The sequence below is a fragment of the Paraburkholderia sp. BR14320 genome (assembly GCF_040948665.1).
Classification (GTDB): Bacteria; Pseudomonadota; Gammaproteobacteria; order Burkholderiales; family Burkholderiaceae; genus Paraburkholderia; species Paraburkholderia youngii.
Genome location: NZ_JBFPKG010000038.1, coordinates 21,415 through 33,782 on the forward strand (window position 1 = coordinate 21,415; position 12,368 = coordinate 33,782).

General features: G+C 66.2%; 12 protein-coding genes. All 12 read right to left on the bottom strand.

The window, feature by feature from the left end; genetic code table 11:
- Positions 1-3 precede the first annotated feature (3 nt).
- The gene (locus AB3X89_RS28040; protein ID WP_368586190.1) at positions 4-615 is read right to left on the bottom strand and encodes a DUF4126 domain-containing protein; all 612 of its coding nucleotides are present in this window, start codon (positions 613-615) and stop codon (positions 4-6) included.
- A 232-nt stretch (positions 616-847) separates the two neighbouring features.
- Positions 848-1,168 carry a quaternary ammonium compound efflux SMR transporter SugE gene (sugE, locus tag AB3X89_RS28045; RefSeq protein WP_176109148.1) on the bottom strand — a complete coding sequence of 107 codons (321 nt, stop codon included), beginning with the start codon at positions 1,166-1,168 and terminating at the stop codon, positions 848-850.
- 102 nt (positions 1,169-1,270) lie between these two features.
- Complete coding sequence (gene kdpE, locus AB3X89_RS28050; RefSeq protein ID WP_176109149.1) at positions 1,271-1,969, bottom strand: two-component system response regulator KdpE; 699 nt, start codon at positions 1,967-1,969, stop codon at positions 1,271-1,273.
- Positions 1,962-4,817 (bottom strand): DUF4118 domain-containing protein, encoded by a 2,856-nt coding sequence (locus AB3X89_RS28055; protein WP_368586191.1) that lies wholly within the window; start codon positions 4,815-4,817, stop codon positions 1,962-1,964. The genes kdpE and AB3X89_RS28055 overlap by 8 nt, the downstream gene beginning before the upstream one ends.
- 152 nt (positions 4,818-4,969) lie before the next feature.
- A complete protein-coding gene (gene kdpC, locus AB3X89_RS28060) occupies positions 4,970-5,548 on the bottom strand; it encodes a potassium-transporting ATPase subunit KdpC (protein WP_368586192.1) in 579 nt (192 codons plus the stop codon).
- Between the two features lie 58 nt (positions 5,549-5,606).
- Complete coding sequence (gene kdpB / locus AB3X89_RS28065; protein ID WP_368586193.1) at positions 5,607-7,730, bottom strand: potassium-transporting ATPase subunit KdpB; 2,124 nt, start codon at positions 7,728-7,730, stop codon at positions 5,607-5,609.
- Positions 7,731-7,826: 96 nt separating this feature from the next.
- On the bottom strand, positions 7,827-9,632 hold the full coding sequence (kdpA, locus tag AB3X89_RS28070) for a potassium-transporting ATPase subunit KdpA (RefSeq protein WP_368586194.1): 1,806 nt from the start codon (positions 9,630-9,632) through the stop codon (positions 7,827-7,829).
- Positions 9,629-9,721, bottom strand: a complete 93-nt coding sequence (gene kdpF / locus AB3X89_RS28075; protein WP_013088901.1) for a K(+)-transporting ATPase subunit F — start codon at positions 9,719-9,721, stop codon at positions 9,629-9,631. The genes kdpA and kdpF overlap by 4 nt, the downstream gene beginning before the upstream one ends.
- Positions 9,721-9,831, bottom strand: a complete 111-nt coding sequence (locus AB3X89_RS28080) for a potassium ABC transporter ATPase (RefSeq protein ID WP_176121285.1) — start codon at positions 9,829-9,831, stop codon at positions 9,721-9,723. The genes kdpF and AB3X89_RS28080 overlap by 1 nt, the downstream gene beginning before the upstream one ends.
- Before the next feature lie 178 nt (positions 9,832-10,009).
- Positions 10,010-10,984, bottom strand: coding sequence for a quinone oxidoreductase (locus AB3X89_RS28085; protein WP_368586195.1), 975 nt, complete (start codon positions 10,982-10,984; stop codon positions 10,010-10,012).
- A gap of 46 nt (positions 10,985-11,030) precedes the next feature.
- Positions 11,031-11,420 carry a methylglyoxal synthase gene (locus tag AB3X89_RS28090; protein ID WP_368586196.1) on the bottom strand — a complete coding sequence of 130 codons (390 nt, stop codon included), beginning with the start codon at positions 11,418-11,420 and terminating at the stop codon, positions 11,031-11,033.
- Between the two features lie 116 nt (positions 11,421-11,536).
- The gene (locus AB3X89_RS28095) at positions 11,537-12,316 is read right to left on the bottom strand and encodes an SDR family oxidoreductase (protein ID WP_368586197.1); all 780 of its coding nucleotides are present in this window, start codon (positions 12,314-12,316) and stop codon (positions 11,537-11,539) included.
- Between the last annotated feature and the right edge of the window lie 52 nt (positions 12,317-12,368).

The window sequence follows — 12,368 nt, forward strand, 5'->3', positions numbered from 1 at the left end:
CGCTCAATCGTGCCTGCTCCTCGCCAATCGCGACACCATGTGCGTGGCCATGCCGCGAAAACCGCCCTGCACGCCACGCCACAATCGCGGCAACGCCCACGCCGCGAGTAGCAGAAAGCCTACCATCAAGACCAGAAACGCGAGCGGCACGAATAGCGCAAGCAGTACCCCGCCGACCGCGAGGCCGTCCTCGGCGGTCGACGTGACGACGTTCGACACCGGTTCCGGCGACAGATTGATCAGCGCGCGGGTGCCCGCCTTCGCGAGATGCGCAGTGCCGGCGAGCGTGCCGCCCGCGAGCGCGGCGACGGTCAGCAGCGTCGGATCGGCGTGGCCGAGCGCGCCGGCGGCCAGCACGGCGCCGGCTGGAATGCGGATGAAGGTGTGGATCGCGTCCCACAGCGAATCGAACGCGGGGATCTTGTCGGCGAGGAATTCGGTGAGCGTCAGCACGGCCGCCGCGCCGATCACCCATGGCGACGACAGCGCGGACAAGGTGTCCGGCAAGTGAATCAGGCCAAGACGTTCCAATACGCCGGCCAAAAGGACCGTTAGATAGAGGCGCAGACCGCTGCCCCATGAAAGGCCCGCTGCAAGCGAAAGTGATTCAAGCATGGCCGCCTCCACGCGCTTTGTGCTTGCCTGACGGCTTCGGCGGGAACCAGCGGGGGTTCCGCGCCCAAGCCGTCAGGCTTGCCAAGCCGGCCGCGCCAGCCAGGCCGCGGGCAATCTCAACGTCGTTGCTGTCTCATTATAGCTACGATGATTCGCGGAACGTAGAGCGGCGAGGCCGCGCTGTGGCTTGCAGGCAATGGCGGCCGCGCGCCGGGCGGACGGGGCCGAGGGGTCAGTGCCCCGACGACAGCTTCAGCCCGACGAGGCCGATCACGATCAGCGACGCACTGGCGACGCGCGCGAGCGTCAACGCCTCGCCCATCATCACGACGCCGAAGATGAACGCGCCGACCGCGCCAATTCCTGTCCACACCGCATAGGCCGTGCCGAGCGGCAGTTGCCGCATCGCCAGCGCGAGCAGCGCGAAGCTGCCGAGCGCGGTCACGACCGTGAAGACGGACGGCCAGAAGCGGGTGAAACTTTCGGAAGTTTTGAGACCGGCCGCCCAGGCGACTTCGAGCAAACCGGCGATCAACAGAAGAAACCAGGACATTGAAACAGCTCCATGAAAAATGGGGCCGTCCCCGATGATCGACAAAAGCGTAAGGTCGTCCTTACGTCGGGAGATTATAACGGAGCAGCTTCGCGGACGAACTCACACCGCGCCCACCAGCCGATACCCGACGCCCGTCTCAGTGACGATATGCTCGGGCTGCGCCGGATCGCGCTCGAGCTTGCCGCGCAGATGCGCCATGTAGATGCGCAAATAGTGGTGACTCTCCACATGCGACGGCCCCCACACGTCGCGCAGCAGCTGCCGGTGCGTGAGCACGCGGCCGGCGTGGCGCACGAGCGTCGCGAGCAGCCGGTATTCGATCGGCGTCAAATGGACCGCGGCGCCGTCGCGCGTGACCTGGCGCAGCGCGAGGTCGACAGTGACCGCGCCGAAGCGCACCTGCGGCGATTCGTTCGCGCCGCCGTGATTGCGCCGCCGCAGATGCGCGCGGATGCGCGCGAGCAACTCGGACACGCCGAACGGCTTGGTCAGGTAGTCGTCGGCGCCGGCGTCGAGCGCGGCGACCTTTTCGCTTTCCTGGGTGCGCGCCGACAGCACGATCACCGGCAGTTCGCTCCAGCCGCGCAACTCGCGGATCACGTCGAGGCCGTCGGTGTCGGGCAGGCCCAGATCGACGATCACCAGATCGGGCTTGCGCGTCGCCGCTTCGACGAGCCCTTGCTTTCCGGTCTCGGCGTCGTACACGGCGATGCCCTCGCCTTCGAGCGCCGTGCGCACGAAGCGGCGAATCTGCTTTTCGTCTTCGATCAGAACGACGGTGATGCTCAGGTCACTCATGGGCGGGTCGGGTGAGCGGGTTGAGGTCGGCGGCGGTGTCGTCGGCGGCGCCTTCGTCTTCGAGCGTATCGAACGTTTCAGGAGCATCGGGCGGCGTCTTGACCGGCAGTGTGAACCAGAAGCGCGCGCCCTCGACGTGGCCATCCGCTGCCGTCCGGTTGAGCGCGCCGATTGTACCGCCGTGCGCCTCGACGATCGCGCGGCAGATCGCGAGCCCAAGGCCGATGCCCGGTTTCGCCGATTCCTTCTCGCCGCGCGTGAACTTCTCGAACACCCGCGCTTCCATGCCGGCGGGCAGGCCGGGGCCGTTGTCGTCGATCGTCACGCGCACGAACGGCGCGCCGTCCGCGTCGATCTGCTGCGCGCCGATCATGAGCGGCGTGCCCGACGCCGTGTATTTGGCCGCGTTCTCGAACAGGTTCGAGAACAGCCGCTCCATCAGCACCGCGTCGAGATGCAGCAGCGGCAGATCGGCGGGCAGCGTGACCTGCACCGGATGATCGGCGAGCACGCGCTTGCACGCGCGCAGCGCGGCGCCGACCGTCTCCTCGAGCAGCGTCCATTGCTGGTTCAGTTGCAGGCTGCCGGCCTGCAGGCGCGCCATGTCGAGCAGATTCGTGACGATGTCGGTCATGCGCAGCGCTTCTTCGTGGATTGCATCGACGAGTTCGTCGTTACGACGCGCGGCGGATTGCGGGTCGGTCGGCCCCTGCGCTCGCTGCCCCTGGGCGAGCATCGATGAAAACCCGACGATCGTCGTCAGCGGCGTGCGCAGATCGTGCGATATCGCCGACAGCAGCGAATTGCGAAGTCGTTCCGACTCCATGTTGACGAGCGCATCGCGCGCGATATCGACGTAATGCACGCGTTCGAGCGCGAGGGCGATCTGCGCGGCGAACGCATCGAGCATGCGCCGCTGTTCCGGCACGGTCAGCTCGCGCTCGTCACGCACGACGACCGCGAGCACGCCGCGTGTGCGCATCGGCGCCTTCAGCGGCAGGTACAGCGCCGCGGCGGCCGGCAGCGTGTCGGTGCCGTGGCCGGCCGGCTTCTGCTGATCGTAGACCCACTGGCCGACGTCGAGGTCGAGCGCGTCGCCTTCCAGCGTGATCGCCGGGTCCGGGTCCTCGATCTTCTGTTTGACCTGATCGGCGCTGTCCGGCAGCAGGATCGCGACTCGCGCGCCGAACACTTCGCTCAAGTGCCGGGTGCCGATGCCGACGATCTGCTCGGCCGCAAGCGCCGCGGCGAGCTCGCGCGCCATCTCGTACATCGCGCCGGTGCGCTGCTCGCGGCGTCGCGCGACGCTCGCCTCGCGGCGCAGGCTCGAAGTCAGATGGCTGATCACGAGCGATGTCAGCAGCATGCCGAAGAACGTCAGCAGGTACTGCGTATCGGACACCGACAGCGACATGCGCGGCGGCACGAAGAAAAAATCGAACGCGGCGACGCTCGCGAACGACAGCACGACACCCGGCCCGCGTCCGAGCTTCACCGCGGTGAAGATCACGCCGAGCAGGTACAGCATCACGAGGTTGGTCAGATCGATGCGGTCGATCAACTGGCTCGACAGCAGCGTGATCGCCGCGCCGATCGCAAGCGCGCACGCATACGCGCGCGGCGGCGAGCGACGCTCGCGCGCCGCGCTCAACGCTTCGCGCCACGCGTTCGCGGTCGTGTTCAACAGCCGCCGCTGTTCGCCGGCGTCGCGCTCCGACGACACGCGAATCAGCGTGAGATCGAGATCGCCGCTCTTCTCGGCGATGCGCTCACCAAGCGGCCGGCGCAGCCAGCGGCTAATGCCGGTGCGCGACGATGCGCCCGCCACCAGCTTCGATACGTTGCGCGCCTGCGCGTAACCGATCAACGCGTCGAGCGCATCCGCGGCGGCGAGCGTCGCGGTTTCGGCGCCGAGTTCGGCGGCGAGCTTCAGCGCGTTCAGCGTGCGTGCGCGGCGCGCGTCGGGCAGACGCTGCAACGCGGGCGTTTCGACATAGACCGCGAGCCAGTCGGCCTTCAGGCTCGCGGCGAGGCGCGCAGCAGAACGCACCAGCGCCGGCGCCTCGGGACCAGGACCTACGCACACCAGCAGCCGCTCGCGCGCCTGCCAGATACGCTGGATCGACCGGTCGGCGCGGTACTCGCGCATCTGCGCGTCGACGCGATCGGCGGTGCGGCGCAGCGCGAGTTCGCGCAGCGCGATCAGGTTGCCCTTGCGAAAGAAGTTGCGCACCGCGCGCTCGGCCTGCTGCGCCATGTACACCTTGCCGTCGCGCATGCGGTCGAGCAGTTCCTCGGCCGGCAGATCGACGAGCGTGACTTCGTCGGCATGATCGAACACGCGATCGGGCACGGTCTCCCAAACGCGGATGCCGGTGATCTGGCCAACCACGTCGTTCAGGCTCTCCAGGTGCTGCACGTTGACGGTCGTATAGACGTCGATGCCGGCGTCGAGCAGTTCGTAGACGTCCTGCCAGCGCTTCAGATGGCGCGCGCCCTGCACGTTCGAATGCGCGAGTTCGTCGACGAGGATCAATTGCGGCTTGCGCGCGAGCGCGGCGTCGAGATCGAACTCGCCGAGCTTGCGGCCGCGATAGTCGATATGCGCGAGCGGCAGCACGTCGAGTCCCGCGAGCAACGCGGCGGTTTCGCCGCGCCCATGCGTTTCGGCGATGCCGACCAGCACGTCGACACCCTCTTCCTTGCGGCGGCGCGCGGCCTGCAACATCGCATACGTCTTGCCGACACCTGCCGACGCGCCAAAGAAAATTTTCAGCCTGCCGCGCAGACGCTTTTCTTCGTCGCGCTGCAGCTTGTCGAGCAGTTCGTCAGGATCGGGGCGGTTCATGCTCAGTGATTGTCATAGTCGTGCGAGCGGCGGTGCCTGCATGTTGGCACGGCCCGCGCCGGCCCGCAAATGGCGCAGCGGCGCCACGCGGACGCCGCTGTTTTGCCGATGAACCGCAATCGCGGTTGATGAGTCGTCGTTTGCGTTTCGGGTCAACCGCGCTTCATTTCATCGAGCGCGAGATTGAGCTTGAGCACGTTCACGCGCGGCTCGCCGAGCACACCGAACTGGCGCCCCGTCGTATAACGCTCGACGAACACCTGCACGTCGCTCGGCGCGAGGTGGCGCGCCTGCGCGACCCGCTCCACCTGGTACGCGGCCGCGGCCGGACTGATCTCCGGATCGAGCCCGCTGCCCGACGACGTGACCAGATCGACCGGCACCGGCTTCGACATGTCGGTGCCCGCAGCCTTAAGCGCCGCGAGCCGACCCTTGATCTCGTCGAGCAGCGCCGGGTTGTTCGGCCCGAGGTTCGAGCCGCCCGAGCCCTGCGGGTTGTACGGCATCGGGCTCGTCGCCGATAGCCGGCCCCAGAAATACTGGGGCGCGTCGAACTGCTGGCCGATCAGCTGCGAGCCGACCACCTTGCCGTTCTGCTCGATCAGGCTGCCGTTGGCCTTGTCGTGGAACGCCGCCTGGCCGAACGCGGTCATCACCGCGGGATAAGCGAGTCCGGTGACCGCGGTCAGCACCGCGAAGATCACGATCAGCGGACGGAACAGATTTTTCATGATGGGTCTCTTTCCCTTTTCATCAATGCTGGTTACCGCGTAGCGACGCGCTGCGCGCTCAAACCCAGCCGAACACGGCGAGCACCATATCGATCAGCTTGATGCCGATGAACGGCACGATGATCCCGCCGAGGCCGTAGATCAGCAGATTGCGGCGCAGCAGGATCGCAGCTCCTAGCGCGCGATAGCGCACGCCCTTAAGCGCAAGAGGAATCAGCAGCACGATGATCAGCGCGTTGAAGATCACCGCCGACATGATCGCCGAGGTCGGTGTCGCCAGATGCATCACGTTCAGCGCATTCAGCGCCGGATACGTCGATGCGAACGCGGCCGGGATAATCGCGAAGTACTTGGCGACGTCGTTGGCGATCGAGAACGTGGTTAGCGAACCGCGCGTCATCAGCATCTGTTTGCCGATCTCGACGATCTCGATCAGCTTGGTCGGATTCGAATCGAGGTCGACCATGTTGCCGGCCTCTTTCGCCGCCTGCGTGCCGGTGTTCATCGCGACCGCGACGTCGGCCTGCGCAAGCGCGGGGGCGTCGTTGGTGCCGTCGCCGGTCATCGCGACCAGACGCCCTTCGGCCTGGTGCGCGCGGATCGTCGCGAGCTTCGTCTCCGGTGTCGCTTCGGCGAGGAAGTCGTCGACGCCTGCTTCGGCCGCGATCGCGGCGGCGGTCAGACGGTTGTCGCCCGTCACCATCACGGTCTTGATGCCCATCTTGCGCAGCTCGGCGAAGCGCTCCTTGATGCCGCCCTTCACGACGTCCTTCAGCTCGATCACGCCGAGCACGCGCGCGCCCTGCTCGCTCTTCTCGGCGACCACGAGCGGCGTGCTGCCGCGTCGCGCGACCTCGGCGACCGCGTTGCTGACTTCGTTCGGGAAACGGCCGCCGTTCGCTTCGACGTAGTGCTTGACCGCATCGGCCGCGCCCTTGCGGATTTCTCGGCCATGCGTTCCGGCGGGCGTTCCTTGCGGCGACAGATCGACCCCGCTCATGCGGGTCTGCGCGGTGAACGCGAGAAACACCGCGTGTAGCGAGGCCATGTCGCGCTGGCGGATATTGAAACGCTGCTTTGCGAGCACGACGATGCTGCGGCCTTCCGGCGTTTCGTCGGCGAGCGACGACAACTGCGCGGCATCGGCAAGCGCTTCTTCGGTGAGACCCGGCGCGGGCAGGAACTGCGACGCCTGGCGGTTGCCGAGCGTGATCGTGCCGGTCTTGTCGAGCAGCAGCACGTCGACGTCGCCGGCCGCTTCGACCGCGCGGCCCGAGGTCGCGATCACGTTCGCCTGCATCATGCGGCTCATGCCGGCTACGCCGATCGCCGACAGCAGGCCGCCGATCGTCGTCGGGATCAGACACACGAGCAACGCGACGAGCGCGGTGATCGTCACCACGTGGCCCGCCGAATTGGCCAGGTGAGCGGCTCCGACAGAGAAGATCGAGAACGGCAGCAGCGTCGCGGTGGCGAGCAGCATCACGATCGTCAACGCGACGAGCAGGATGGTCAGCGCGATTTCGTTCGGCGTCTTCTGACGCTTCGCGCCTTCGACCATCGCGATCATGCGATCGAGGAACGCCTCGCCCGGGTTCGCTGTGACGCGCACGACGATCCAGTCCGACAGCACGCGCGTGCCGCCCGTCACCGACGAAAAGTCGCCGCCCGACTCGCGGATCACCGGCGCCGATTCGCCGGTGATCGCCGATTCGTCGACCGATGCGACACCGTCGATCACTTCGCCGTCGGCCGGAATCACGTCGCCGGTCTCGACCAGCACGACGTCGCCTTTACGCAGATCGGTCGCGGTCGTGATGCGGATCGGCGACTTCGGATGCGGCTCGTTGAGCTTCTTGGCCATCACGTCTTTCTTCGCGCTGCGCAGCGACGCGGCCTGCGCTTTCGAGCGGCCTTCGGCGAGCGCCTCCGCGAAGTTCGCGAACAGCACCGTGAACCACAGCCATAGCGTGACCGCGAGAATGAAGCCCGCGGGCGCTTCGGCCTGACCGCCGAGCGCGGCGATCCACAGAATGGTCGTCAGAATGCTGCCGACGTACACGCAGAACATCACCGGGTTGCGAAACTGCGTGCGCGGCGTGAGCTTTTTGAAGGAGTCCACGATCGCCGGACGCAGCAGCGCCGGGTCGAACATGGACCGCGTAGCGTTATGTTCAGTCATTGAATCCTCGAATATCCTTGTGCGCTTGCAGGCTTGCCGCGTGCAAGCGCCGGTTCGGTCGTCGGGCGTCGTTGATCGCGGCCCCCGCGTCAACCGTCACTGCACGCCGATCATCATCAGATGCTCGACGCCGGGACCGAGCGCGAGCGCCGGGACGTAGGTCAGCGCGCCGACCAGCAGCACCGTGCCGAGCAGCAGCACGACGAACAGCGGTCCGTGCGTCGGCAGCGTGCCGCCGGTCACGCCGATGCGCTTCTTCGCGGCGAGCGAGCCGGCGATCGCGAGCACCGGCACGATCGTGCCGAAGCGGCCGAACCACATCGCGATCGCGGTGAGCCAGTTGTAGAACGGCGTATTCACCGAGAGACCCGCGAACGCGCTGCCGTTGTTGTTCGCGGCCGAGCTGAACGCGTAGAGGATTTCGGAGAAGCCGTGCGCGCCGGGGTTCGCGATACCCGCCTTGCCGGCGTCGGTCAGCACCGCGATCGAGGTGCCGACGAGCACCAGCAGCGGCGTGAGCAGCACGACGATCGACACCATCTTCATCTCGTACGCCTCGATCTTCTTGCCGACGTATTCAGGAGTGCGCCCGATCATCAGTCCCGCGACGAACACCGCGAGCAGCGCGAACACGAGCATCCCGTACATGCCGGAACCGACGCCGCCGAAGATCACTTCGCCGAGCTGCATCAGCAGCATCGGGTATAGGCCGCCGATCGGCGTCAACGAATCGTGCGTATTGGCGACCGCTCCGCACGAAGCCGCCGTGGTCGCGACCGTGAAGATGCCCGACTGCGCGATACCGAAGCGCGTTTCCTTGCCCTCCGCATTGCCGCCCGATTGCAGCGCGTTCGCCGACTGATCGACGTTGAGCGCGGTGAACGCGGGATTGCCGCTTTGCTCGGCGCTGATCTCGCCGAACACGCAGACGCCGAACGCGATCGTCATCGCCGCAAGCACCGCGACACCCTGGCGGCGATCGCCGATCACGCGGCCGAACACGAGCGCGAGCGCCGCCGGGATGATCAGGATCGAGAAGATCTGCACGAAGTTCGAGAACGGCGTCGGGTTTTCGTACGGATGCGCGGAGTTGCCGTTGAAGAAGCCGCCGCCGTTGGTGCCGAGCATCTTGATCGCTTCCTGCGACGCGACCGGTCCCATCGCGATGGTCTGCGTCTTCACGGGCGTGTCGACCGTTACCGGATTGCCCTTCGCGTCCTTCACCGGATTGCCTTGCGCGTCGAGCTTCGGCGCGGCGTAGGTGGTGGTCTGCAGCGTCGGCACGTCCTGATACGCCTTGAAGTTCTGGATCACACCCTGGCTCATCAGCAGTGCCGCGACGATCGCCGCCATCGGCAGCAGCACGTACATCGTCACGCGGGTGATATCGACCCAGAAGTTGCCGATGGTCTGCGCGGTATGCCGCGCGAAGCCGCGAATCAGCGCCATCACGACGACGATGCCGGTCGCCGCCGACAGGAAGTTCTGCACGGTCAGGCCGAGCATCTGCGTCAGATAGCTGACCGTTTGCTCAGGCGTGTAGTCCTGCCAGTTGGTATTCGACACGAAGCTGACAGCGGTGTTGAACGCGCTGTCGACCGACATCGCGCCGAACTGCTGCGGATTGCCGGGCAGCCACCCTTGCACGCGCAGCAGCACGTACAGGAACGCCACGCCGAGCACGTTGAACGCGACCGCGGCGATCGCGTAGTGCTTCCAGCCCATTTCCGCCGCTGGATCGACGCCCGCGATACGGTAAAGCAGCCGTTCAAGCGGCGCGCAGAAGCGCACCACGCGTGAGCTGCCGTCCATCACGGCGCCCAGATAGCTCGCCACCGGCACCGCGGCGGCCAGTAGCACGACGATAAAAAGACCCGCCTGCAGGACATCATTCGTGTTCATTCAATGTCCTCCGCGCGCAGCAGCGCATACACGAGATAAACGAACAGCAGCGCGGTGGACGCGCCGGCCAGCCACAGCATCCAGGTCATCAGCGTGCTCCCTGTCCGCGACGGAACTGCATCAGCTTCTCGCAGCCGCCAATCAGCGCAAAGGTCAGCACGGCAAACAGCGCCAGGCCACCGACATACAACACATCCATTTGTGTTCCCCATTTACGGATTTTGGATAGGTAGAACGGTATGCCGATCCGCCTAAAGGGCTGGTCAAAGATTGCGCGGTGCGCGTAAAAATCGCGTAAACGGACAAGGCCGTTTCATCTCGCGATGAAACGGCCCTGGTGGAGGTGAGGTAGCGCGGCCGGAGGCCGCGAAGTTTCTTTACGGCAGCAGGATCGTCGAGCCCGTCGTGCGGCGCCCTTCGAGGTCGGCATGCGCCTGCCCGACGTCCGGCAGCGCATAGCGCTGATTGATACTCGTCTTGACCTTGCCCGAGCTCAGCACGTCGAACAACTCGGCCGACATCGCCTCGTAATCGGCGCGTTTCGCGATATAGGTGAAGAGCGTCGGTCGTGTAAAGAACAGCGAACCGCGTCCCGCGAATTCCGACGAGTCGATCGGCGGCAGCGGACCCGACGCGTTGCCGAAGCTCACGAAGAGGCCGAGCGGCGCGAGGCAGTCGAGCGACTTTTCAAAGGTGTCCTTGCCGATCGAATCGTAGACGACCGGCACGCCCGCGCCGTTGGTGATCTCGCGTACGCGCTTCGTGAAATTCTCGCGCGTATAAACGATCGCGTGATCGCAGCCGTGCGCTTTGGCGATCTCGGCTTTCTCGTCGGAACCGACCGTGCCGATCACCGTCGCGCCGAGCGCCTTCGCCCACTGGCACACGAGCAGGCCGACGCCGCCCGCCGCGGCCTGAATCAGGATCGTGTCGCCGGCCTTCACCCGATACGTGCGGCGCAGCAGATACTGCGCGGTCAAGCCTTGCAGCATCACCGACGCGGCCTGCTCGTTGCTGATCGCGTCGGGCAGCTTGACGACCTGCGCGGCCGGCAGCACGCGCTCCTGCGCATAGGCGCCGGGCGGCCGCGCGACATACGCGACGCGGTCGCCCACCTTCAGACCGCTCACGCCCGAGCCGAGCGCGCTGACCTCGCCGGCCGCCTCCATGCCGAGCCCGCCCGGCAGCGGCAGCGGATACAGACCGGTGCGGAAATACACGTCGATGTAATTGAGGCCGACCGCCGTCTGGCGAATGCGGATCTCGCCCGCACCGGGCTCGCCCACCTCGACGTCGACCCATTTCATTACTTCGGGGCCGCCGGTTTTGTCGAATCGGATTGCCTTGGCCATCATGTCTCCTTGATCTGTAGAAATGTGGGTGCGGCGACGCGCGCGCTCACGCCTCGCCCGACATGCGCAACGTCAGCACGTCGAGCACCATGCGCGCGGTCGAAATATTCGTCGCGCACGGAATGTTGTGCACGTCGCACGCGCGCACCAGCGCGTTGATGTCCGGCTCGTGCGGCTGCGGCGTCATCGGGTCGCGCAGGAAAATCACCATGTCGACGCGGCCTTCGGCGAGCTGCGCGCCGATCTGCAGATCGCCGCCGTGCGGGCCCGACAACATGCGCTCGACCGTGAGGCCGTGCGCGTCGCTGATGCGTCCGCCGGTCGTGCCGGTCGCCACGATCTCGCAGCGCGCGAGCGTGTCGACGTATTCGCCGGCCAGTTTGACGATGTCGTCTTTCTTGTGATCGTGCGCGATCAGCGCAATGCGGGTGCTCATGACTTAAGACTCCTCAAACCGTTGTGAATATCGTTGTTGTGATGTCATGCGTGCCGTTCGCGCGCGGCGGCTCGGTACGTGCGTGCTCGGTACGTGCGTGCTCAGTACGTACCGGCTCAGTACGTCCCTGGATAAGCGCCGCCGTCGATCAGCCAGTTCTGCCCGGTGATGTAGCCAGCATGCGTGCTGCACAGGAACGCGCAGGCCCGGCCGAATTCTTCGCGATTGCCGAAGCGTCCGGCGGGGATCGTCTTCATGCGCTGCTTGCGCGCTTCGTCGATGGAAATGTTGTGCGTCTTCGCCTGCGCCTCGAACGTGACCGCGATGCGGTCGGTATCGAACAGACCCGGCAGCAGGTTGTTGATCGTCACGCCGGTCGGCGCGACCTTGCGCGCGAGACCCGCGACGAAACCGGTCAGCCCCGAGCGCGCGCCGTTCGACAGGCCCAGCACGTCGATCGGCGCCTTCACCGCCGAGCTCGTGATGTTGACGATGCGCCCGAAGCCGCGCGCGCTCATCGTGTCGATGGTCTGACGGATCAGCTCGATCGGCGTCAGCATGTTGGTTTCGAGCGCGCGAATCCAGTCGTCGTGCGTGAAGCTCCTAAAATCGCCCGGCGGCGGTCCGCCCGCGTTGTTGACGAGAATGTCCGGCTGCGGGCAGGCCGCGAGCGCGGCGGCGCGCCCTTCGGGCGTGGTGATGTCGCATGCGACTGTCTTCACCTCGACGCCGCTCTGCTTGCGGATCGCCTCGGCGGTCGCTTCGAGCGTTTCGGCGGTGCGCGCGACGATCGTCAGGTTGACGCCCTCGGCGGCGAGCGCTTCCGCGCAGCCGCGTCCCAGACCTTTGCTCGCCGCGCAAACCAGCGCGGTACGTCCTGCGATTCCCAAGTCCATGTGGATGCCCTCATTGCGAAGTTTCCCCAGATTCTAGAAGAATCGGTGCCGG

Bases quoted from the DNA above. Each gene is read 5' to 3' on its own strand.
- kdpC (WP_368586192.1), bottom strand. From the start codon at position 5,548: ATGAAAAATCTGTTCCGTCCGCTGATCGTGATCTTCGCGGTGCTGACC.
- sugE (WP_176109148.1), bottom strand. From the start codon at position 1,168: ATGTCCTGGTTTCTTCTGTTGATCGCCGGTTTGCTCGAAGTCGCCTGG.
- AB3X89_RS28040 (WP_368586190.1), bottom strand. From the start codon at position 615: ATGCTTGAATCACTTTCGCTTGCAGCGGGCCTTTCATGGGGCAGCGGT.
- AB3X89_RS28055 (WP_368586191.1), bottom strand. From the start codon at position 4,817: ATGAACCGCCCCGATCCTGACGAACTGCTCGACAAGCTGCAGCGCGAC.
- kdpE (WP_176109149.1), bottom strand. From the start codon at position 1,969: ATGAGTGACCTGAGCATCACCGTCGTTCTGATCGAAGACGAAAAGCAG.
- kdpA (WP_368586194.1), bottom strand. From the start codon at position 9,632: ATGAACACGAATGATGTCCTGCAGGCGGGTCTTTTTATCGTCGTGCTA.
- kdpB (WP_368586193.1), bottom strand. From the start codon at position 7,730: ATGACTGAACATAACGCTACGCGGTCCATGTTCGACCCGGCGCTGCTG.
- kdpF (WP_013088901.1), bottom strand. From the start codon at position 9,721: ATGACCTGGATGCTGTGGCTGGCCGGCGCGTCCACCGCGCTGCTGTTC.
- AB3X89_RS28085 (WP_368586195.1), bottom strand. From the start codon at position 10,984: ATGGCCAAGGCAATCCGATTCGACAAAACCGGCGGCCCCGAAGTAATG.
- AB3X89_RS28095 (WP_368586197.1), bottom strand. From the start codon at position 12,316: ATGGACTTGGGAATCGCAGGACGTACCGCGCTGGTTTGCGCGGCGAGC.
- AB3X89_RS28080 (WP_176121285.1), bottom strand. From the start codon at position 9,831: ATGGATGTGTTGTATGTCGGTGGCCTGGCGCTGTTTGCCGTGCTGACC.
- AB3X89_RS28090 (WP_368586196.1), bottom strand. From the start codon at position 11,420: ATGAGCACCCGCATTGCGCTGATCGCGCACGATCACAAGAAAGACGAC.